This window comes from Corynebacterium sp. c25Ua_89, assembly GCF_047459735.1.
Classification (GTDB): domain Bacteria; phylum Actinomycetota; class Actinomycetes; order Mycobacteriales; family Mycobacteriaceae; genus Corynebacterium; species Corynebacterium simulans.
Map to the genome: position 1 here is coordinate 316,402 of NZ_JASBOD010000003.1, position 22,834 is coordinate 339,235.

Annotated in this window: 10 protein-coding genes and 1 riboswitch; of the genes, 7 read left to right on the top strand and 3 right to left on the bottom strand. The window is 56.3% G+C overall.

Annotation, left to right across the window (positions count from 1 at the left end):
- Positions 1 to 122: 122 nt before the first annotated feature.
- The 4 genes from QKB66_RS06915 (at position 123) to QKB66_RS06930 (ending at position 13,033) form a co-directional block, all read left to right on the top strand.
- The gene (locus tag QKB66_RS06915) at positions 123 to 3,617 is read left to right on the top strand and encodes a DNA-directed RNA polymerase subunit beta (protein WP_070456866.1); all 3,495 of its coding nucleotides are present in this window, start codon (positions 123 to 125) and stop codon (positions 3,615 to 3,617) included.
- Between the two features lie 136 nt (positions 3,618 to 3,753).
- A complete protein-coding gene (locus tag QKB66_RS06920; RefSeq protein WP_414252969.1) occupies positions 3,754 to 7,746 on the top strand; it encodes a DNA-directed RNA polymerase subunit beta' in 3,993 nt (1,330 codons plus the stop codon).
- Between the two features lie 458 nt (positions 7,747 to 8,204).
- On the top strand, positions 8,205 to 10,550 hold the full coding sequence (locus tag QKB66_RS06925; protein WP_414252970.1) for a S8 family serine peptidase: 2,346 nt from the start codon (positions 8,205 to 8,207) through the stop codon (positions 10,548 to 10,550).
- Between the two features lie 26 nt (positions 10,551 to 10,576).
- Positions 10,577 to 13,033 carry a S8 family peptidase gene (locus QKB66_RS06930; protein WP_414252971.1) on the top strand — a complete coding sequence of 819 codons (2,457 nt, stop codon included), beginning with the start codon at positions 10,577 to 10,579 and terminating at the stop codon, positions 13,031 to 13,033.
- Between the two features lie 119 nt (positions 13,034 to 13,152).
- On the opposite strand, the gene QKB66_RS06935 is transcribed toward QKB66_RS06930, so the two are convergent.
- From QKB66_RS06935 to QKB66_RS06945, 3 genes are all read right to left on the bottom strand, one after another.
- Complete coding sequence (locus tag QKB66_RS06935; protein ID WP_311517810.1) at positions 13,153 to 13,536, bottom strand: hypothetical protein; 384 nt, start codon at positions 13,534 to 13,536, stop codon at positions 13,153 to 13,155.
- Between the two features lie 392 nt (positions 13,537 to 13,928).
- Entirely contained in the window at positions 13,929 to 16,481 is a 2,553-nt protein-coding gene (locus tag QKB66_RS06940) for a S8 family peptidase (protein WP_414252972.1), read from the bottom strand.
- Positions 16,482 to 16,907: 426 nt separating this feature from the next.
- Complete coding sequence (locus QKB66_RS06945) at positions 16,908 to 19,175, bottom strand: S8 family peptidase (RefSeq protein ID WP_414252973.1); 2,268 nt, start codon at positions 19,173 to 19,175, stop codon at positions 16,908 to 16,910.
- A 621-nt stretch (positions 19,176 to 19,796) separates the two neighbouring features.
- Positions 19,797 to 19,916, top strand: a riboswitch (TPP riboswitch).
- Between QKB66_RS06945 and QKB66_RS06950 the strand changes: the two genes are divergently transcribed.
- The 3 genes from QKB66_RS06950 to QKB66_RS06960 all read left to right on the top strand — a co-directional run bounded on the left by QKB66_RS06950 (position 19,903) and on the right by QKB66_RS06960 (position 22,765).
- Positions 19,903 to 20,499: an ECF transporter S component gene (locus QKB66_RS06950; RefSeq protein ID WP_414252974.1), complete on the top strand. Its 597-nt coding sequence runs from the start codon at positions 19,903 to 19,905 to the stop codon at positions 20,497 to 20,499. (Overlaps the previous riboswitch by 14 nt.)
- Positions 20,500 to 20,538: 39 nt before the next feature.
- The gene (locus QKB66_RS06955) at positions 20,539 to 22,005 is read left to right on the top strand and encodes an ABC transporter ATP-binding protein (protein WP_414252975.1); all 1,467 of its coding nucleotides are present in this window, start codon (positions 20,539 to 20,541) and stop codon (positions 22,003 to 22,005) included.
- Positions 21,998 to 22,765, top strand: a complete 768-nt coding sequence (locus QKB66_RS06960) for an energy-coupling factor transporter transmembrane component T family protein (protein ID WP_414252976.1) — start codon at positions 21,998 to 22,000, stop codon at positions 22,763 to 22,765. Before QKB66_RS06955 ends, QKB66_RS06960 begins: the two co-directional genes overlap by 8 nt.
- The last annotated feature ends 69 nt before the right edge of the window (positions 22,766 to 22,834 follow it).

Consider the following 22,834-nt stretch of genomic DNA (forward strand, 5'->3'; position numbering starts at 1 on the left):
AAACCGACTTGACAAGGTGATTTTGTGCATTCTGAACCCAGATAATCCACAGCAGACCGAATGCTAAATTTACCAGCGGTTTTGCACCTCGTCGGCCAGGGCGGGGAGGCAATCCGCGTGAGGTGCTGGAAGGACCCATCTTGGCAGTCTCCCGCCAGACCAAGTCAGTGGCCAATATCCCTGGAGCCCCGAAGCGATACTCGTTCGCGAAAATCAACGAGCCTATCGCCGTCCCGGGCCTCCTCGATCTACAACTCGATTCCTTCGCATGGCTGATCGGCTCGCCAGAGTGGCGCGAGCGCGAGCAGGCTGAGCGCGGTCCCGAGGCTCGCGTCACCAGCGGCCTCGAGGACATCCTTGAGGAACTGTCTCCGATTCAGGACTACTCGGGCAACATGTCCCTGTCCCTGTCGGAGCCTCGCTTCGAGCCGGTGAAAAACACCGTCGACGAGTGCAAGGAAAAGGACATCAACTACTCCGCGCCGCTGTACGTGACCGCAGAGTTCATCAACAACGACACCCAGGAGATCAAGTCTCAGACCGTCTTTATCGGCGACTTCCCGATGATGACGGACAAGGGTACGTTCATCGTTAACGGTACCGAGCGTGTCGTCGTTTCCCAGCTCGTTCGCTCCCCGGGCGTCTACTTCGATCAGACCATCGATAAGTCCACCGAGCGTCCACTGCACTCCGTGAAGGTGATTCCTTCCCGTGGTGCATGGCTGGAATTCGACGTCGACAAGCGCGATACCGTCGGCGTCCGCATCGACCGTAAGCGTCGCCAGCCAGTAACCGTTCTGCTCAAGGCCCTTGGTTGGTCCGAGGAGCAGATCCGCGAGCGCTTCGGCTTCTCCGAGCTGATGATGTCCACCCTCGAGTCCGATGGTGTGGCAAACACTGACGAGGCTTTGTTGGAGATCTACCGCAAGCAGCGTCCGGGCGAGCAGCCAACCCGCGAGCTCGCGCAGTCCCTGCTGGATAACTCCTTCTTCCGTGCAAAGCGCTACGACCTCGCAAAGGTGGGCCGTTACAAGGTCAACCGCAAGCTGGGTCTGGGCGGTGACCACGATGGTCTGATGACCCTGACCGAGGAAGACATCGCTGTCACCCTCGAGTACCTGGTACGCCTGCACGTAGGCGAGCGTGAGATGACCGCTCCGAACGGCGAGACCATCGCCATCCACACTGACGACATTGACCACTTTGGTAACCGTCGTCTGCGTACCGTCGGCGAGCTCATCCAGAACCAGGTCCGCGTTGGCCTGTCCCGTATGGAGCGCGTCGTCCGCGAGCGCATGACTACTCAGGATGCGGAGTCCATCACTCCGACCTCCCTTATCAACGTGCGTCCGGTTTCTGCTGCTATCCGCGAGTTCTTCGGTACCTCGCAGCTATCCCAGTTCATGGACCACAACAACTCCCTGTCTGGTCTGACCCACAAGCGCCGTCTGTCTGCGCTGGGCCCAGGCGGTCTGTCCCGCGAGCGCGCCGGCATTGAGGTTCGAGACGTGCACGCGTCTCACTACGGCCGTATGTGCCCGATTGAGACTCCGGAGGGCCCGAACATTGGTCTGATTGGCTCCCTGGCCTCCTACGCTCGCGTCAATGCTTTCGGCTTCATCGAGACCCCGTACCGCAAGGTTGTCGACGGCAAGGTCACCGACGAGGTCGAGTACCTCACCGCTGATGAGGAAGATAAGTACGCAATTGCGCAGGCGGAAATCGAGAAGGAAGCTGACGGCACCATCGTCGGCACCCGTATCGAGGTCCGCCTGAAGGACGGCGATATCGGAGTTACTGACGCTTCCGGCGTCGACTACGTTGACGTTTCCCCTCGCCAGATGGTTTCCGTGGCAACCGCCATGATTCCGTTCTTGGAGCACGACGATGCTAACCGTGCACTGATGGGCGCTAACATGCAGCGCCAGGCAGTGCCGCTGGTGCGCTCCGAGGCACCTTTCGTTGGTACCGGTATGGAGCAGCGCGCTGCATACGACGCCGGCGACCTCATCATCACCCCGAAGGCTGGCGTTGTAGAAAACGTCACCGCGGATCTCATCACCATCATGGATGACGAGGGCCAGCGTGACACCTACATGTTGCGCAAGTTTGAGCGCACCAACCAGGGCACTAACTACAACCAGACCCCGCTCGTCGAGCTGGGCCAGCGCGTAGAGGCCGGCCAGGTTTTGGCTGACGGCCCGGGCACCCACAACGGCGAGATGTCCCTGGGCCGCAACCTGTTGGTTGCCTTCATGCCTTGGGAAGGCCACAACTACGAGGATGCAATTATCCTGAACCAGCGCATCGTCGAGGACGATGTTCTGACCTCCATCCACATCGAGGAGCACGAGATCGATGCTCGCGATACCAAGCTGGGTGCCGAGGAAATCACCCGCGAGATCCCGAACGTCTCTGACGATGTTCTGCGCGACCTGGATGAGCGAGGCATCGTTCGCATTGGTGCTGATGTTCGCGCAGGCGACATCCTCGTCGGTAAGGTCACCCCGAAGGGTGAGACCGAGCTGACCCCGGAGGAGCGCTTGCTGCGCGCCATCTTCGGTGAGAAGGCACGTGAGGTTCGCGATACCTCCATGAAGGTTCCACACGGTGAGAACGGCAAAGTTATCGGCGTTGCGCGCTTCTCCCGCGAGGACGACGACGATCTGGCGCCGGGCGTCAACGAGATGATCCGCGTTTACGTCGCTCAGAAGCGCAAGATCCAGGACGGCGATAAGCTCGCTGGCCGTCACGGCAACAAGGGTGTCGTGGGCAAGATCCTGCCGCCAGAGGACATGCCATTCATGGCTGACGGCACGCCTGTCGACGTCATCTTGAACACCCACGGTGTTCCGCGTCGTATGAACATCGGCCAGGTCCTCGAGGTCCACCTCGGCTGGCTGGCCCACGCCGGCTGGAAGGTCGACGTTGATGACCCAGCTAACGCTGAGCTGCTCAAGACCCTGCCGGAAGAGCTTTACGACGTCCCGGCTGGTTCCCTGACCGCAACCCCGGTATTCGACGGTGCTTCCAACGAGGAGATCGGCCGTCTGCTGGCTTCCTCCCGCCCGAACCGCGACGGTGACGTCATGGTTGACGAGCACGGCAAGGCACAGCTTTTCGACGGCCGTTCTGGCGAGCCGTACAAGTACCCGGTTTCCGTCGGCTACATGTACATGCTCAAGCTTCACCACTTGGTCGATGAAAAGATTCACGCTCGTTCCACCGGCCCTTACTCCATGATTACCCAGCAGCCGCTGGGTGGTAAGGCGCAGTTCGGTGGCCAGCGCTTCGGCGAGATGGAGGTGTGGGCAATGCAGGCTTATGGCGCTGCCTACACCCTGCAGGAGCTGCTGACCATCAAGTCTGACGACGTCGTCGGCCGTGTGAAGGTCTACGAGGCAATCGTGAAGGGCGACAACATCCCGGATCCAGGTATCCCGGAGTCCTTCAAGGTCCTCCTCAAGGAGCTGCAGTCGCTGTGTCTGAACGTGGAGGTTCTCTCCACCGACGGCACGCCGATGGAGCTGTCTGGCTCTGACGATGACGACATGGATAGCCCGTCGCTGGGTATTAACCTTTCGCGCGACGAGCGCGCTGACGCCGACATCGCATAGCACGCTTGAGCTCAAGCGTGAGAGCTTACGGTCCTAGCTGGTAGCTCCCGAGCTACCAGCAGGGCACACTATTTGAGAATTTTTTAAAGCCATCAACGTTCCCCACACTCGCGTGGGGATGAAAGGGAGACATTACGTGTTTGACGTAAATCTCTTCGACGAGCTCCGCATCGGTCTGGCCACTGCCGATGACATTCGCCGTTGGTCCAAGGGCGAGGTTAAAAAGCCTGAGACCATCAACTACCGCACCCTGAAGCCGGAAAAGGACGGCCTGTTCTGCGAGCGCATCTTCGGCCCGACCCGTGACTGGGAGTGCGCTTGCGGTAAGTACAAGCGTGTTCGCTACAAGGGCATCATCTGTGAGCGCTGCGGCGTCGAGGTCACCAAGTCCAAGGTTCGCCGTGAGCGCATGGGCCACATCGAGCTGGCTGCTCCGGTAACCCACATCTGGTACTTCAAGGGCGTTCCTTCCCGCCTGGGTTACCTTCTGGACCTTGCTCCGAAGGACCTGGAGCGCATCATCTACTTCGCAGCCAACATCATCACCTCTGTTGATGAAGAGGCTCGCCACAACGACCAGTCCACCCTGGAAGCAGAGATGCTTCTGGAGAAGAAGGACGTCGAGGAAGACACCGAGTCTGAGATCGCAGAGCGCGCTGCCAAACTCGAGCAGGATCTGGCCGAGCTGGAGGCTGCTGGTGCGAAGGCTGACGCACGCCGCAAGGTCCAGAACGCTGCTGACAAGGAGATGCAGCACATCCGTGAGCGTGGCGAGCGCGAGGTCGCACGCCTGGATGAAATCTGGAACACCTTCCTGAAGCTGGCTCCGAAGCAGATGATCATCGACGAGACCATCTACGAAGAGCTCGTTGACCGCTACGAGGATTACTTCACCGGCGGCATGGGTGCTGAGGCTATCCAGACCCTTATCCGCAACTTCGACCTCGAGGCCGAGGCCGAGGAGCTGCGCGAAGTCATCAACAATGGCAAGGGCCAGAAGAAGATGCGCGCGCTGAAGCGTCTGAAGGTCGTAGCAGCCTTCCTGCGCTCCGGTAACGACCCGGCAGGCATGGTCCTGGACGCGATCCCGGTTATCCCGCCGGAGCTGCGCCCGATGGTTCAGCTCGACGGTGGCCGTTTTGCCACCTCCGACCTGAACGACCTGTACCGCCGCGTTATCAACCGCAACAACCGCCTGAAGCGCATGATCGATCTCGGCGCTCCTGAGATCATCGTTAACAACGAGAAGCGCATGCTGCAGGAATCTGTTGACGCGCTCTTCGACAACGGCCGTCGCGGCCGCCCGGTCACCGGACCTGGCAACCGTCCGCTGAAGTCTCTGTCTGACTTGCTCAAGGGCAAGCAGGGCCGTTTCCGTCAGAACCTGCTGGGTAAGCGTGTTGACTACTCCGGCCGTTCCGTTATTATCGTCGGCCCGCAGCTGAAGCTCCACGAATGCGGTTTGCCGAAGCTGATGGCTCTCGAGCTGTTCAAGCCATTCGTAATGAAGCGCTTGGTCGAAAACGACTACGCACAGAACATCAAGTCTGCAAAGCGCATGGTTGAACGCCAGCGCCCAGAGGTTTGGGACGTTCTGGAAGAGGCTATTTCCGAGCACCCGGTTATGCTCAACCGTGCGCCTACGCTGCACCGTCTGGGTATCCAGGCCTTTGAGCCGAAGCTGGTCGAGGGTAAGGCAATTCAGCTGCACCCGCTGGCTTGTGAGGCGTTCAACGCTGACTTCGACGGTGACCAGATGGCAGTTCACCTGCCGCTGTCCGCAGAGGCACAGGCTGAGGCTCGTGTCCTCATGCTCGCTTCCAACAACATTCTCTCCCCGGCATCCGGTAAGCCACTGGCTATGCCGCGTCTGGATATGGTCACCGGTCTTTACTACCTGACCATGGACAAGGCAGAGGGCGAGATCGGCGGCGAGGGCCGCTACACCGAGGCGACCGAAAACGGCCCTGCAACCGGTGTTTACTCCTCCTACGCTGAGGCCATCATGGCTCGCGACCGCGGCGTTCTGGGCCTGCAGGCACCAATCAAGGTCCGCATCTCCCACCTGCGTCCGCCGGCTGAGATCGAGGCTGAGCAGTTCCCTGATGGTTGGCAGAAGGGCCAGGCTTGGATGGCACAGACCACCCTTGGCCGCATCATGTTCAACGACTTGCTGCCGTGGAACTACCCGTACCTCGAGGGCGTCATGGTCCGTAAGGGCGGCGCCGAGAACTCCGTACTGCTCGGTGACGTCATTAACGACCTCGCTGCTAAGTACCCGATGATCACCGTTGCCCAGGTTCTGGACAAGATGAAGGATGCCGGTTTCTACTGGGCAACCCGCTCTGGCGTGACCATTACCATGGACGACGTTCTGGTCCTTCCGAACAAGACCGAGGTTCTCGAGTCTTACGAGAAGGAAGCACAGCGCATCGAGCGCAAGTACTGGGAGCAGGGTGCGCTGACCGAGCGTGAGCGTTACGACCGCCTGGTTGAGCTTTGGAAGGACGCTACCGACACCGTCGGTAAGGCAGTCGAAGATCTCTACCCGGATGACAACCCGATTCCGATGATCGTTAAGTCTGGTGCAGCGGGTAACATGCGTCAGATCTGGACCCTGGCCGGTATGAAGGGCATGGTCGTGAACTCCAAGGGTGACTACATCACCCGTCCGATTAAGACCTCCTTCCGAGAGGGTCTGTCGGTCTTGGAGTACTTCAACAACTCGCACGGTTCCCGTAAGGGTCTGGCCGATACCGCACTGCGTACCGCGGACTCCGGCTACCTCACGCGTCGTCTCGTCGACGTGGCACAGGACGTCATCGTCCGCGAAGAGGACTGTGGCACCCGCCAGGGCGTCCGCGTTCCGCTGGGCGAGTGGGCCGGCGACAAGCTGGTTCAACACGAGCTGTGGGAGACTTCCGCATCCGGCCGCGTTGTCGCGTCCGATGTGAAGGCTGAAGATGGCACCGTCGTCGCTGAGGCAGGCTCTGACCTGACCGAGGAACTGACCGAGAAGATCCTGGCTGCCGGCATCGCCGAGATCAAGGTTCGCTCCGTTCTTACCTGCCAGACCCCAGCCGGCGTTTGTGCGAAGTGCTACGGCAAGTCCATGGCCTCCGGCCAGCTCGTCGACATCGGCGAGGCAGTCGGCATCGTGGCTGCACAGTCCATTGGTGAGCCGGGTACCCAGCTGACCATGCGTACGTTCCACCAGGGTGGTGTCGGTGGCGATATTACCGGCGGTCTGCCACGTGTGCAGGAGCTGTTTGAGGCACGTAACCCGAAGAACCGTGCGCCGATCGCATCGGTTGATGGCACCGTGTCCCTGTCCGATGAGGGTAACTTCTGGACCTTGACCATCACTCCGGATGACGGTTCCGACAATGTTGTTTACGAGAAGTTGTCGAAGCGCCAGGGTCTGGCACAGGTCCGTCGCCCGATGGAGTCCAACCCGGATGCAATGATCGAGCGTTCCCTACGCGACGGTGATCACGTCACCACCGGCGAGCGCCTGATGCGTGGTGCGGCTGATCCGCACGATGTCCTCGAGGTCCTCGGCCGTCGCGGCGTCGAGAAGCACCTGATTGACGAGGTGCAGGCCGTTTACCGTACTCAGGGTGTTGCCATTCACGATAAGCACATCGAGATCATCATCCGGCAGATGCTGCGTCGCGGTACCGTTATTGACTCTGGTTCCACCGACTACCTGCCGGGCGTTCTGGTTGATCTCTCTGAGGCTAAGCAGGTCAATGCCGCTCAGGTTGCCGAGGGCGGTGAGCCAGCTCAGCTGCGCTCGGAGATCATGGGTATCACCAAGGCATCGCTGGCTACCGAGTCCTGGCTGTCCGCGGCCTCCTTCCAGGAGACCACGCGCGTGCTTACCGATGCTGCTATCAACAAGCGCTCCGATCAGCTCATTGGTCTGAAGGAGAACGTAATTATCGGTAAGCTTATCCCGGCTGGTACCGGTATCTCGCGTTACCGCAATATCTCTGTTAAGCCGACCGAGGCTGCACGTAATGCTGCGTACTCGATTCCGACTTACGGCGATTCGATCTATGGTGATGATGGCTTCGGTGAGTTCACCGGTGCCTCTGTTCCGTTGGATGAGGACTTCACCTTCTAAGAAGTCGCATTCGCCTCGGTAGTCCCGAGTGTCATTAACCACCTGTCAAAGGCGTGGAAAATGGCACTCGGGACTTTGTCGTTTTAAGCGTTTTGAGAAGACGGGGGTGAAAAGTCAATTACTTAATAGGAGTCTGGATGCCTGTGTTTAAAATCACTTTTTGTAATGCGATTATGGCATTCGTGCTCTAACCTCTATTTGTTAAGCCCGTTGGGGGTGAAAAACATAGTTTGACCTGGTATTCGATGAAATAATGAAACCTATTGCCTGCTAGATATAAGTGTCGGAAAACCGTGAACCTTTAAGGCGTAGTGTTAGAAGGCGATTGGAAGTATTGTTAAAAGTTTCGGGAAACCTTAAAGAAAGATAAGCTAAAGGTCGAAAATATGTCTCACGTGCCACATCTCTTGGCGACTGGGCGTTTCTTACCTTTCTCAATATCTCTAAAAGGATGAAACTTGAATAGTCAAGGAAAGCGCCGGATTCTCACGGCTTTGATTTCTTCTGTATGTCTATCCCTTAGCGTGGTAGTGCCTGCTTCTGCGCAAGAAGAGCAGGGAATTCCTGAAGACCAGTTTGCGGCCGAGGTGACCGCGAACGTCGACAAGCCTATTGTTTCGGTGCCTGAAGAAGGCGCTGACCGATTTATTGTCGCCTACAAGAACAAGACTCGTAACGATTTGACCCGCCCTGCGGCTGCAAAGCTTCGCCAAAGCGTCTTCTCGGCGCCGGCGCTGAACCAGGGCACTCGAGCAGTTGAAGATCGCCAGATGCATAACGGCTCATCCGTGGTGCAATTGGATCACGTGCTCGATCAGGAAGCCGCGAAGCAATTCATTGCCGATGTCCAAGCGGACGAAAACGTGGCTTATGTCGATGTTGACCGCGTAGCATACCCAGATGCTTCTCTTCCCACGGACCCGAAGTACCCGCAGCAGTGGCACGACAAGCCAGTTTCGGAGACTAACCCTTGGGCCAAGGGCATCGGCTTGTATGGTGCAAACGTTGAAGGCGCTTGGGACCTCGGCTACACCGGTAAGGGTGTGACCGTCGCGATTGTCGACACGGGCCTTACCGATCACCCAGATCTTGAGCGGAACACACTACCGGGTGCTTCCTATGATTTCATCTCCCACGCCGAGCGTTCTCGCGATACGGTGGGGCGTGACAACGATGCGCATGATATGGGCGACTGGTACGAGGTTGGCGAATGTGGAGCCCGTTCGAAAGGCCGTGAGTCCACTTGGCACGGCACCCACGTTGCAGGAATTATTGGCGCGACTCACAACAATGAGGGCGTAGCCGGTACAGCTGCAAATGTCGAAATGTACCACGCGCGTGCGCTTGGTAAGTGCGGTGGCCTGACTTCCGACATTGCCGATGCAATTGCTTGGTCGGGTGGCGCAGATGTGCCAGGCGCGCCGAAGAACGAGCACCCAGCCGACCTCATTAACATGTCCCTGGGCGGCGAAGGCGTCTGCTCGCCGACCTACCAGGACGGTATTAACGCCGCTAACAAGGCAGGTGCACGTATCATCGTATCTGCTGGTAATGAGAATCAAAGTACCTTCATGAAGGAACCTGCTTCCTGTGCAGGTGTTATGGTCGTTGCAGCTACTAATCCAGAAGGCCGCAAAGCTAGCTACTCGAACCGCGGCGACGAAGTTGATATCGCTGCCCCAGGCGGTGACCAAAACTACATTGATTATTCGGATTTGAAGCCCAAGCACGATCCAAATCGCGGTATTTGGTCAACGTTGAATGATGGCGAAAAGGGCCTCGGTCAGCCGAACTACGAGCCATATGACGGTACGTCTATGGCAACCCCATTGGTTACCGGTATCGCTGCACTCATGCTCGAGGCAAACCCGAGCTTGACCCTAGCGCAAATTCAAGAGGCGATGCAGACTACCGCAGTGGACTTCAGTAAGAATGAGTACAAAATGGGCCCAGGCATCGTCAATGCTGAAGCGGCTGTACGCGCAGTAATGACGGAAGAACCGCAGCCGGAGCCGACTGAAGAAACACCGGTTACTGAGACTGTGACGAATGTCGTAACTGCAACGGAAACGGCAACAGAGGTTAAGACTGTCGAAGAGACCGTCACCGAAGAAGTAGAGCCTTCCGAGCCAATCGTGGTTACCGAAACTGCCATTCGTGAGCCGGCAACCACTACGGTGTTCGCAACGGAGACTCAGATTGAAAAGGTACCGGGAAAGAAGATCACTACCACGGTTGCGCCAGAGCCGGTAACCGTTGTTAAGGACCCAGTCGAAGAAACTACTGTGGTTGAAGCTGATGATGTCACCGAGACGTCGACTGTGACTTCCACGCGCACGACAACACTGCCACAGAAGACAGTTGTTGAAACTGCCCCTGCAGGCGAGGATGAGACCGTAACGGCTGAGCCTTCTACCGTTACTTTGGCACCAGTTACCGATACTGAGCCGGCCGACGAGCCAGTAGTCACTGTCACGAACGTCATTACCCCAGAACCGGGCAAGGCCACGGTTACTTCGACCGCTAAGGAAACGGAAACTACCACTGTAACTTCCACCCGCCGCGTATCTGATAATGGCAGCGAAGTTCCGCAGACCACTACCACTGTCATCGTTGCTCCTGACCGCGGTAGCAGCGACCTCGATCCAGAAGACGTAGCAAATGGCTCCAGCCACGCGAAGAAGTGGAGCGTTGTGATGCTCATTCTCGGCATCCTGGCTGTACTGCTCCCGCAGTTCGCGCAGAACAACTTGTCGAGCTTTGCTCTTCCCGATATGAGCCGTCTCCGGACTTTCATCAAGTAAGCGTAAGTAGAAAGACTTTCAGGCACATGATTTCTAAGAATAACCGTGCTCCGCGCACCATCCTGGCAGCCGCTACTGCGCTGCTGATTCCTGCGGGGTTCCTGGTCGTACCAACTGCGACTGCAGTTGATGCTGGAGCTTTCAATGCGAAGATTATTGAAACTGATGCAACCGGATTTGCTGCGTTGGATTCTATCGACGTGGAAAATCCTGGCGGCTCCCACCGTTTCGTGGTGAAGAACCAGCAGGCAACGAACGAAGAGCTACAGAAGCTCGACGACGAAGGCCGTATTGAGCAGCGCGCCAAGATTGCGAAGGCAGCAGCGGATGACGCTAATGCGGCATTGGCTGACTCTGGTGAGGGCGAGTTCGTTCCCTTTAGCGCTACTGCGCCAGGGCTCGGTTTCGAGAATGTCTTCCTGGTAGAGACTGACCGTGACCTCAATGAATCTGAAATTGAGGCTTTCCTGAAGGCACTGGCCGATCAACCTGGTGTCCGCAGCGTCGAGCAGGACGGTTGGATCGCTCCTAACGCGGTACAAAACGATGAAAAGTATCCAGTTCAGTGGAATCTGCACCAGGCTGATCTTCCCCAGATTACGGGCAACTACAGCTCTAACCAGGACCGCGCTTGGGACATGGGATTCACCGGTAAGGACAAGGTCATTGCGATCCTGGACACCGGTATCACCGACCACCCTGACCTCGCGAAGAACCGCCTGCGCGGTTTTGACATGATGTCGGACCCCAAGCTGGCACGCGATAACGATGGTCGTGACGATGACCCGACTGATGAGGGCATGTACCGCGACGCGGGAGAGTGTGGATACGCAGCAAAGGAATCCACTTGGCACGGCACCCACGTTGCCGGAATTGCGGCGGCAGAGGCGAACAACGGCATTGGTATTGCCGGCGCAGCACCTGACGCTCAATTCCTGCCCATTCGCATCATGTCTGGTTGCGGTGGCAGCCCTGCAGATCTTGCAGCCGGCATCGTTTGGTCTGCAGGCGGACACGTCGACGGCCTCGAAGACAACAAAAACAAGGCCGATGTCATCAACATGTCCTTGGGTACGCAGAGCCGTTGCCGCGACACCACTCCTTATCCGGAGGCAATCGCTACTGCTCGCGAGCTAGGCGCCGTCCTTGTTGCGGCTGCTGGTAACAACAATGACGGAGCGGATTGGACCGCACCTGGAAACTGTGCCGGACTGATTACTGTCGGAGCTACTGGTCCTACTGGTGAGCGCGCTTTTTATTCGAACTATGGCCCTGAGGTCGACATCTCTGCACCTGGCGGTGATAGCTGGCCGGATTCCATTGAGAACCTCTCCAGTGGCGTCGACGATTTCCAGATTTGGTCGACCGTGAATACTGGGCTAAGGGGACCAGAGTCTCCATCCTACGGAGTTCAGCAAGGCACTTCTATGGCAACCCCGCTGGTTTCTGCAGCGATCGCCCTGGGCCTCGAAGCAAAGCCAGATGCAACGCAGGACGAGATCATTGCGGCTCTCAAGAAGACCGCGAACAAGGTAGTCAACCCTGATTCCGCTAAGCCAATTGGTGCCGGCATTCTTAATACTCCGGCTTTCATTGAAGAGCTAACTGGTGGAGCGGTAGAGGTTCCTACCACCACTGAGCCAAGCACCCCAGTTACCACGTCACCGGCTGACGATGGAGACAACGGTGTCACGAGTACAGTTACGGCAACGAGCACGGCGAAGGTTACCGCCACCGTTACCTCGACTTACAAGAAGCCAACTACGGTTACGAATATCTCGGAACCAACAACGTTGACGACTACGGTCGAGCCGGAGCCGACTACTAAGGAAGTTACCGCGACCACCACCAAGCGTGTCACGGAAACTGAGCCAAACGTCACCTCCACCGTTACGCTGCCGCGAGAAACCGTCACTCTGGAACCAACCGAGACTTCTATTGTGACCAGCACTCAGGCAGGCACCACGGTGAAGGAGACCGCGACGACGGTTGTTGATTCTACTGTCGAGCCAGCTCCGGTAACCTCGACTGTTACCGAGGAACCAGGTGTAACCACGGTAACTCCAAAACCCGTTACGGTTGTACCGACGACGACCGTAGTTGCTGACCAGGAGACGTCGACCGTTTACTCCACTCAGCCTGTTGCAGACGAGACCGTAACTGAGGAGGTTACCGAAACCACGACTGCTACTTCTACCGTTGTCGTCGACGAAAAAGAGAACACTGTTCCAGTGGTCACCGTTACTAAGCCAGCACCAGCTGATGAATGGAAGATCGAGTGGGGCGGCATGCGCGACAACTTGGGTTCCTCGCAGGCAGGTGGAATTCTCAAGTTCTTCGGCGCCTTCGTTGGTCTTGGTTCCTTGTTCTCGCTAATTGCGTTGATCGCAGGACAGTTTATTCCAGGGGCTGCACCGCAGTCCTCCGGTTCTAGCTTCGGATTCTTGACTCCGCTTATCCAGTGGGTTCGTGACCGTTTCTAGGAACAGCTGACAGGCCGTCTGTTATGGGCGGCGTGTAGTGGAAAAGGCCGGGTTCCTTCCAATAATCGGAAGGAACCCGGCCTTTTGGATCTTAAATTGCTGCAGCCTAGAAGAACAACCTACTGCGGACCCGTTCCCCCGGAAGAAATGAACGCTGCGCTATCGCTTCCCGCGTACTCGACTTCACTCAAGGCATTTAATGCTGACAAAAAGGCCTCTGTCTGCTCCGGTGCTAGCTGGCGGTTGAGGTCAATGGCATAGGCACCATTGAACATTTCAACGCCAAACGATGCCTCGGCGTCGTATTGCGCCGCAATCTCGTTGATGAGTGCGACACGAGATGCACGGTCTTGGGGCGCTTGAGCGTTAAATTCAACGATGAATTTTGAGTTGCGGACCTTCTCGGCCCATTCGGCGTTCGCCGCAGAACGAGAATTTGGTAAAGGTGTTCCGGCGTTAAGGGGAGGATTCGGTTGCTCTGGCATAGTACTCGTCGCTTTCATTGGGGCGTTAGTATGAGACGCCGGCATGGGCGCCGATGGTGTGATTTCTTGGACGGGCGTAGCGGCGTGCTGCTGCCTGGAGAGGATTGAAGACCCCTCATGAAGCGAGGATGAACCTTTGCTTGATGTCGCTAGGGGAGGCGTTGTGTGGGCAGTAGAAGCCCCTTTTTGTGGCTCTTGTGTAGGCGTTGTCCCACACCCAGCCAGAGACAACGTGACTATGAGGGTAGATATCAAAAGATGACTTCTCAAAGAATTCTCCGTTGGCTTGGGGAGGATCTAAACTACTAACAAGAATAACTGGTCGGAACCTATAAATACAGGAAAGCGCCCTTCCTCGAATCAAAGAGGAAGGGCGCTTAGAAGAGGATGAGTCTTAGATTTTAGGACTCTTACCCGTTGGTCGGGACATCGAAGAAGTCAACAAAGAGGGAGCTCAAGAGCAGGCCCAAGTTGATCATCGAAGAGCCGACAGCTACCTGGGTACCATTCGGGCGCATGCCGTCAAGCGTTGCACCGATGCGGTTCATGGTGTCCTTATCAACGACGCCTGCACGGCCCAACAGTTCGTTAGTGGTAACGCCGATGCGCTCGAAGAATGGGTTGACGATGTCGCGCACACCAGGCATGTTAATGGCAGCGGCGAGGCCGACTGGAATCATCAGCAATGCTGGCCACCAGTTAGCGCCAACGCGAGCAATGTGCTTTTCCCCACCAGGTGCGGCAGGCGCAGTAGTGGTAACGGTGACCGGCGCAACGGTGGAGGTGGTGGTAACCGGGACCTCAACCTCAACGGTGGTGGTCTCCGTGGTGGTTACAGGATCCACCGGCTCGTTGTTTTGGTTGACCGTGGTCGTCACAGTAGCGGTAGTCGTAACTGGCGCTGGCTTCTCAGTGACGGTCTCGCGAACAGTGGTCTCTTCACCAGGCGCAATGCTGGTAACGGTTTCCTTCACGGTGGAAGGCTCTGGGGTGACGGTCTCAGTGATCTTCTCCCCAGGCTCCTTCACGGTGGTGGTAACTGGTTCGCCTTGTGCAGTGGTGGTGACGGTCGCGGTCTCCTGAGACTCGGTCTCAGTTACAGTGACCGGTGCCTTGGTCTCGGTGGTGACTTCGGTAATGGTCACTGGATCTGCAGGTTCCTTCACCGTGGTGGTTACGGTCTCAGTCGCAACCTCAGTTACGGTGGACGGCTCTACCGTCTCAGTTACGGTTTCGACGACTGTAGTAGGTTCTACATCCGGTTCGTCGCCGCAGTCCTCTGGTGCGTTGCCAGCCGTACGCGCTGCCTCACAGACAGCCTCGAAGGCATTGATGCGACCTGCACCCATGTGATTTGCGGTGCGGGTTGCCTCGTAGAGTTTGCCGGATGGGTAAATACCAAAGGTATCGCGGATATTTGGCTCTGCAGTGTATTCGTCTGCGGTGTCCTTGAGGATCTGCTCAATCTGACGAGGAGTCAGGTTCGGGTTGGCAGACAGCATCATTGCAGCAACACCGGTTGCTACCGGGGTAGCCATAGAGGTGCCCTCTTTGTAGCCATAGTAGTTCTGGATACGGCTATTGGGATCGAGGTGCTGGCCGTCGCTCGGGTGAATCGTTGACAAGAATTGGTGTTCATTCACCACGGAGACGCGTCCGGACTCATCGTATGCGACGATGTTGCCGCCAGGGGCACCCAGATCAATTGCGTCGCCGTAATTGGAGTAGTGAGAGCGGTGTCCCTCGGGGCCAGTAGCGCCGATGACGATGACATTATCGCAGTTTGCGGGGGTGATGGTGTCAGTGGAGCGACCATCGTTACCGGCTGCGACAAAAATAGTGGTGCCCTTCGCTACGGCAGCATCAATCGCGCGCTGGTAAAGCGGGTCGCACCTGGAGACTTTAGCATCGCCGCCTAGGGACAGGTTCATGACCTTAGCCGGGTGTTCATTTTTTGGAACACCAGGAACGTCGACGCCTGCGGACCAAGCGATCGCGTCGGCGATATCGCGGGAGGTACCGCCGCAGTGGCCGAGAGCACGAGTCATAGTCAACTGCGCATGTGGTGCGGTGCCTGCGACGCCCTCGTGGTTATCAGTGATTGCGCTGATGATTCCGGAAACGTGGGTCCCATGCCATGAAGACGGGGTCGCTGGACCACAATTCATCGATGATTCGACCCAGTCTCCCGTATCCATATAATCATTTTCACGGCCGGTATTATCGCCGGCTACCAGGGCGTTGCTAATCATATCGTAGCCGCCGATGACTTTATCGCCCGGTGGGACGTCTCCGTTGATTGCTAGACCGGAGTCAACCACACCAGCTACAACGTCGTCGCCCAAGAATCCAAGCTTCCAGGCTTCTTCGACGTGGGCACCGTGGTTGTCCTCAACACGTGCGTTCGGGACCCGGATGCCATCGTCCATGTACGCCCATTGGCGTGGGTAAAGGGTGTCATCTGGTGCGGTGTCTGGAAAAGCCATTGGGCCGTAGACGGCGTTGACTGAAATACCAGATCGAGAGAACTCAGCCTTGGACTGCAAGAATCCATGAAGCTGGTCGCGCTTTTCAGCAGGTAGTGGAGGCTCAAGGTTAACGACCCAAGTGCCGTCAAAAGCTACCGAAGGAACCTCTTCCTCGGTTTTTGGATCGACTTCCATTGCTCGTGAAGGTACGACATTGGTGCCGTATTCTTTGTTGAACTGTTCGAAAATCTCCTTGAGTCGTGCAACCTTCTTCTCATCAGTCTCAAGCGTGGCCATGTTTTCTTGCCACTTCAGGTTGATGCTGGAGATTTCTTGCTTAGAAAGATCGACGGTCTGACCCGCTTGAACGTGAGCGCGGAGGTTTGCTTCGGTAACTTCATCGCCGGGGATTGGGGACTCTTGTGCCGAAGCTGGGACGATTGTTTGTCCCAACGCAACGGTAAGAGCTGCGATAGCAATTCCGGTACGCTTCATCAGACTCCGATTACCAGGAGTGGGGGAGAGATGCATAAGCATTCCTATTCGTTTACTAGGGGATTGACCCAAGCCCATCTAAAAAGGACTGAGCCAATTCTATTAATAGAGAGTTGCTTGCGCTCAGCTTTATTGGATAAACGCAAGCCGGTGAACTTATGAATAAGTCATACTAAGCATAGCTGAGGAAATGATAAGCGTCGAATCAAAAATATAAAAACTTATTCCCACTAAGGCGCTGTTGTATTACTGAGTTCTTCTAAAAGTTGATTGGTTTAACGGTGTAAAAGTGAATTCTTGGTGCGGGCCGAGTTTTCTTTAAGGCTTTAAGTATTTCAACAGGCATTTGCTGAAGGTTTATAGATCGTCAAGAGGCCTCTCCACACCGTGGAGAGGCCTCTTGTGCGTTTTTTCTATCCCAGAAGGCTAGAAACGGAACATCTTGAAAAGCTGGTCAAACGCGTTGCGAACTCCAGGCAGAGTCAAGAACGAGAAGATTCCGAGCGGTAGCAAGAAGAACAATGGGAAGAACCCGAAGGAGGAGGTTCCGGTATGTACAGGCTTGCCGGGCTTACCAGGGGCTGGCTTAACAGTCTCAGTGACTGGTGCAGGCTGAGTAATCACGGTGGTTGGAATCTGCTTCGTGGTAGTTTCCGTCGTAGTCTCAACCTTCGTTACAGGTTCACCGTTGTCGTCGATAGGCTTGACCTCGGTCACCGTGGCGGTAACGGAAATGGTTTCCGGCTCCTCGGACACGGTAGTGGTCTCGGTGACAATCGAACCAGGTGCAGTGGAGGTTTCGACCTCAGTCTCGTTGATGGTAGAAGGCGCAACCGTTTCTTTAACCGTGGTTGCTTCTTCTACGGTCGTCTCGGTAACTGTTGACGGCTCTGCAGAAACGATCTTCGTTTCAGTAGTTGGAGCCTGCTTTTCTGTAACGGTTACATCCGCAGCAGTGGTCGTTGTGGTTGCAGTGATAGTGATCTCTTCAGCTGGCTCAGTGACGGTGGTTGCTGAAGTGACAGTGCTGGTGGTCGTCTTGGTGACTGGTTTCGGGGTCACCGTCGTGGTCACAGTGGTTGTGGTTGGCTCAACCGGTGCCTCGGTAGGCTCCGCGGACGTTGGCTCAGCCGGGGAAGTCGGCTCAGTCGTCTCTACAACGTCCGGCTCACCACATTGCTCAGGTGCTTTGCCTGCGAGATCGGCAGCGGAACAGACAGCTTCAAAGGCGTCGATGATTCCCGGACCCATCTTGCTTGCTGTTTTGTAAGGGCGGTAGTGGCCGCCGACGTATGGTTCTTTGGTGTAAGGCTGAGCGGTGTTTTGGAGAATCTCGCTGACCTGCTCAACTGTAAGGCTTGGATTAGCCTGCTTCATCATCGTGACAACGCCGGCTACGAGCGGGGATGCCATAGAGGTTCCCTCTTGGTAACCATAACCAGCGCGGCCCGGATCCTTGGTGCCGAGGTTGATGGTCGAATAGAAGGAGTTTTCCGGCTTAGGGATCACGTAGGAACCAGTTAAACCTTCTTCGTATGCGTCAGTGTTTCCACCTGGTGCACCGATGGTGATTTCCTCGCCGTAGTTGGAGTAGGAAGCGCGGTGTCCCTCAGGGCCGGTAGCGCCGACAACTACGACGCCGTCACAGTTGGCAGGCTGGTATCCAGCAGTGTCCTCGTCATAGTTGCCTGCTGCAGCAACGATGATGGCGTTGTGCTTCCTCGCGATAGCAATAGCGTTTTGGTATTCAGCAGAGCATTCCGTGCGCTTGCCGGAAATGGACATGTTGACCACCTTGGCTGGATGCGGGTTAATCGGGAGATCCCCGACTTTTTCACCCACAGCCCATGCGATACCGTCGGCGATATCGGAGGCAGTGCCGCCACACTTGCCCATGGTGCGAACTGGAACGATGCTTGCGTCCTTGGCAGTGCCAGCGACGCCCTCATTGTTGTTCGTGAGTGCAGCAGCGATGCCGGCGACATGGGTGCCGTGCCAGCTCGAGTCGTCGGCGGAGTTACCCTGGCAACCGTAGTCGCCTGGATCGGATGGATCGTCGTCACGGCCGGGTTGGTTGTCCCCAGAGTTGACATCGTTACGAATCATGTCAAAGCCGCCGGCAACCTTATCGTCCAAATCAGGGTGCTTGGTGATGCCGGAGTCGACGATGCCGATGTATTCGCCTTCACCAGTGAACCCGAGGTCCCACGCTTCAACAACATTTGCGTCGTGTTCGTTGTGGAAAGGCCACTGCTTGTCGAACTCTGGGTCATTCGGAGCTGCTGCTGGGAACTGATAAGCGTCGATGTATGCTTCGGTGATTTCTTCACGAGCATTGAGCTGCTTAGTTAGCTCTGGTACGTCAGCGGCGGGAACAGGCTTATCCAGTTTCAGGATCCAGTTTCCTGCAATGGAGATGCGGTCGAATTCGACGGTCGTGTTGAAGTCCGCAAAAATAGCATCCGCAATCGCCTGCTTTTCCTCGTCAGTTGCTGGGCTGGTGGCTTCGTCCCAATCGATGATGAAGGAGTAAGCGTCCTGCTCATCTTCGGAAGGCAGCTCTTTTGCCTTTTCAACGGTTTGGAAGGGCTTGACGTCAGTTGGGAAAGGCGCAGTTTGGGCGTGCGCCGGCACAACCGCCATGCCGAGGACGAGGGATGTCGCGACGACTGCTGTGAGCGATTTGTTTTTCATAGGTATCTCTTTCGATAGAGGGGCTCCAATTAATTGGAAGAGAAGTGAACTGGGGCCGTGGGGGCAGTTGCGGTGCCAGCAGCCAAGGTGACCGCAACGAGTGAGGCGCAAGCCTTGAAAGCGGTCGACCGAAGCCTTCCGTTAGATGGGGAAATGGACATGTCTTTCCTTCTTTAAGAGAAAGGAGCGAGAGTATGAGATTTGGCTGCCAAGCAGTTGTGAATTTTGGCAAGCGGTTTCAGCATATCGGCCTTAGCCTCTGGTTACCAGTTGGATTTAAGCCCTTTATTTCCTTTAATAAATAGTTTTATTAAGAAATCTCAGCTTGGCAGCGGCTTTCCCATCGAAACGGTCTCATTTTTGCTGGTAATCAGGGGTAGTAATGAGGGTAGAAAAGACTTAAGAAGACTAGAAAGTGAGCACTTTCACGAAGTGTTTTCGCAGGCCGCGTGAATCTGACACTGGCTGTAGCTCCTGTGTGGTGAAGGCAAAGGGCGGTGGTGTCGTGGGCATTTGCTAGTGTCGACGTGGTGTAAAGCGGGAGCCTGCGGGCTTTCGCCAAACAAGATAAGCGCGGGTGCTTTTGTCGCGTTGGGTGCTCAGAGCCTGATGCGGGGATTCGTGAAATTCCCGATGAGGTCTAGGGTGCAGCGAGGCTGGGCTGAGACGTGGCGTGTAGCCACGAACCGTTGAACCTGATCCGGATAATGCCGGCGTTGAGGGAGGAATGAATCCTATGAAGTGGCGTGTCGTTGACATTGTTATTGCAACTGTTCTTGCGGTTGCTTGTGGTTTTCTGTTCTTAGTTTGGAACACCGTTGGCTATGCCTGGTACGAGGCCCTAGACGCTGTTACACCCGGACTTGGCGGCCTTCCGGCGGGAATGTGGCTGATTGGCGGCGTGGTGGGTGCCTTGGTAATTCGTAAACCGGGAGCCGCGATTTACGTCGAACTTATTGCGGCTTGTGTATCCGCTCTCCTGGGATCCCAATGGGGCATTAGCACGGTGTGGTCAGGTATCGCTCAAGGCTTGGGCGCTGAACTAATCGTTGCGCTCTTTCTCTACCGTAAATTTGGTTTAGGAGTTGCTGCCCTCGCTGGCGCCGGCGCCGGTGTCGGGGCATGGGTCCTCGAATTATTCACCTCAGGAAACCTGGCCAAGGGAATCGAATTCTTGTCCATTTATCTAGGCTGCTTGGTTGTTTCCGGAGCGGTGTTGGCAGGAGTACTTGGCTACCTGCTTGTCCAAGCCTTGGCTAAGACTGGCGCGTTAGATCGTTTTGCTGTGGGCCGAGAGGCACGGGCGGCTCAAAGTCGCGTCTAAAAGTACGACCTCGCACAGTGCTTCTGAAAGGCACACACTATGGACAGATTTTCGGAGCCTTTGGGCATCTCCGCGCGCGAATTTAGTTGGACGCACGCGGGGCGCATCAAGCCGGCGTTGCGTCAAGTCAACTTGGACATTCAGCCAGGTGAACGTGTCCTCATCTGTGGTGATTCTGGCTCTGGCAAGTCCACTTTGATGGCTGCTTTAGCGGGAGTACTTGGCGGCGACGATGAAGGCGCTGCCGAAGGGAGTCTCGATCTCATCACAGGAACTGGAGCGCACGAGCCAGGTTCCGGTGTTCCAGTAGGCCTAGTTCTCCAGGACCCTGATTCGCAGGTTATTGCTGCCAGTGTGGGACGAGACGTAGCTTTTGGCTGCGAAAACCTAGGCCTAGAAAGAACTGAAATTTGGCGGCGCGTTGAGGAATCGCTGTCCCTTGTCGCCCTCGATCTGCCGGTGGATTATCCCACGGCGGAGCTTTCCGGTGGGCAGAAGCAGCGGCTCGCTTTAGCAGGGGTTATGGCGATGGGGGCCGGGCTAATTCTATTAGATGAACCTACTGCCAATCTCGATCCCCAGGGTGCGCGTACTGTTATCGCGGCAGTGCAGCGGGTGGTGAAAGCCACGGGAGCAACTCTTGTGGTTGTAGAGCACCAGTATTCCCAATGGGAGGGGCTCCTAGACCGGGCTATTGTGCTGGAAAAAGGAGCAGTGCTTGACGACGCCGATTTTGCAACGGTCGTCTCATCCCGTCAGTTAGGTGGATTACCAGTCGCTGAGGAAACTACGTCGTCTCCCGATCTTTGGTCAGAGGAATTACTGACGCGATTTGGCCCGCCGCGTAACTGTGAAATTCCGGCAGGGTGCTCAACTGTGATCACTGGTGAAAATGGTTCCGGGAAGACGACTTGGCTGATGACTATGGCCGGCCTGTTGCCCAAAGTCAGCGGAGATATTGGAGTAGCGGAAAGAGTTCGCCGCGGAGCAAAGGGAGAACCCAGCGAGTGGACGTCACGTGTGTTGGCGGAGCGCATCGGATTTGTTTTTCAAAACCCGGAACACCAGTTCGTCGCGCGCAGCGTTGTTGAGGAAATGCGGATTGCCCCGCGAATTGCGTACAGAGCTTTGCATGAGAAACGGTGGTGGCAAAAGGTCTCGCACGCTGCGCAAAAAGGAATAGATGGGGGCGTCGATAAGCGCATTGCGGAACTGCTGGAGCGTTTGCGGCTGACTGACTTGGCTGACGCGAACCCATTTACTCTATCCGGAGGAGAGAAGCGAAGGCTATCCGTTGCGACTGCATTAGTCGCGGCCCCCTCTGTTGTCCTACTTGATGAACCAACGTTTGGACAAGACCCGACGACGTTTGGCGAACTCGTCACGATGCTGCGGGAATTGGCGGACAGCGGAGTAACAATTGCCTCCATCACTCACGATCCAAATTTCATCGCTGCTTTAGGTGACAAAAAAATTCACTTTAAGAAGGGGAGTACTGGTGCCTAATCGCTTGGATGGCCTTAATCCAGTGACAAGGCTGCTACTCATCGTGGGTGTGACTACACCGATTTTCCTATCTTTGGATTGGGTTTCTGGACTTAGCTCAGTGCTCCTAACCTGTGCTTTAGCGCCTATATGCGGGATGTCTTGGCCACAGCTATTTAAGGCTGCTTGGCCACTTTTTTGGGTCGCCCCAGTTTCTGGCCTTTCGATGCTGTTGTATGGCAACGAAGGAGGTCAAGAGTACTTTAGCTTCTGGATGGCCTCCATCACGGACAACTCCATACAGCTTGCTGGTGCCGTGATGATTCGTGTTTTCGCAGTTACGCTGCCGGTGATCGTATTGGCGCGGGGAATGGATCCAACGCGTCTAGGCGACGCCTTGGCGCAGGTTCTGCATTTGCCTTCTCGTTTCGTGATTGGCGCCGTGGCGGGAGTACGCATGGTTTCGCTATTCAGAGATGATTGGGACTCTCTAGCCCGTGCTAGGAGGGCCCGCGGAATTGCGGATATGGGTCGAGCTAAATATCTTGCGACGATGAGCTTTGGTTTGTTGGTGCTCGCGTTGCGACGCGGCGGAAAGTTGGCCACAGCTATGGAAGCTCGAGGTTTTGGCCGCACCCCACCAGGTATCGTCCGCACGTGGGCAGAGCCGTCGCAGCTCCATGCCAAGGACTATTGGGCGCTAGCTTTTGGGGCCGTCATTGCCGCGATACCGGTTCTTTTGTCTCTTTACCTAGGTGCCTGGCGCCTATTCGGCCTGTAGTGTCATAGGAAAGAAGTACGGCTTGAAGCGCCGCGACTCTCCTAGCGCTTAGGTCAGTTTCAAAGGATT

What these genes read in the sequence shown, in the direction of transcription:
- QKB66_RS06930 (WP_414252971.1), top strand. Translation starts at nt 10,577, where the DNA reads ATGATTTCTAAGAATAACCGTGCTCCGCGCACCATCCTGGCAGCCGCT.
- QKB66_RS06935 (WP_311517810.1), bottom strand. Translation starts at nt 13,536, where the DNA reads ATGAAAGCGACGAGTACTATGCCAGAGCAACCGAATCCTCCCCTTAAC.
- QKB66_RS06940 (WP_414252972.1), bottom strand. Translation starts at nt 16,481, where the DNA reads ATGAAGCGTACCGGAATTGCTATCGCAGCTCTTACCGTTGCGTTGGGA.
- QKB66_RS06945 (WP_414252973.1), bottom strand. Translation starts at nt 19,175, where the DNA reads ATGAAAAACAAATCGCTCACAGCAGTCGTCGCGACATCCCTCGTCCTC.
- QKB66_RS06950 (WP_414252974.1), top strand. Translation starts at nt 19,903, where the DNA reads ATGAATCCTATGAAGTGGCGTGTCGTTGACATTGTTATTGCAACTGTT.
- QKB66_RS06955 (WP_414252975.1), top strand. Translation starts at nt 20,539, where the DNA reads ATGGACAGATTTTCGGAGCCTTTGGGCATCTCCGCGCGCGAATTTAGT.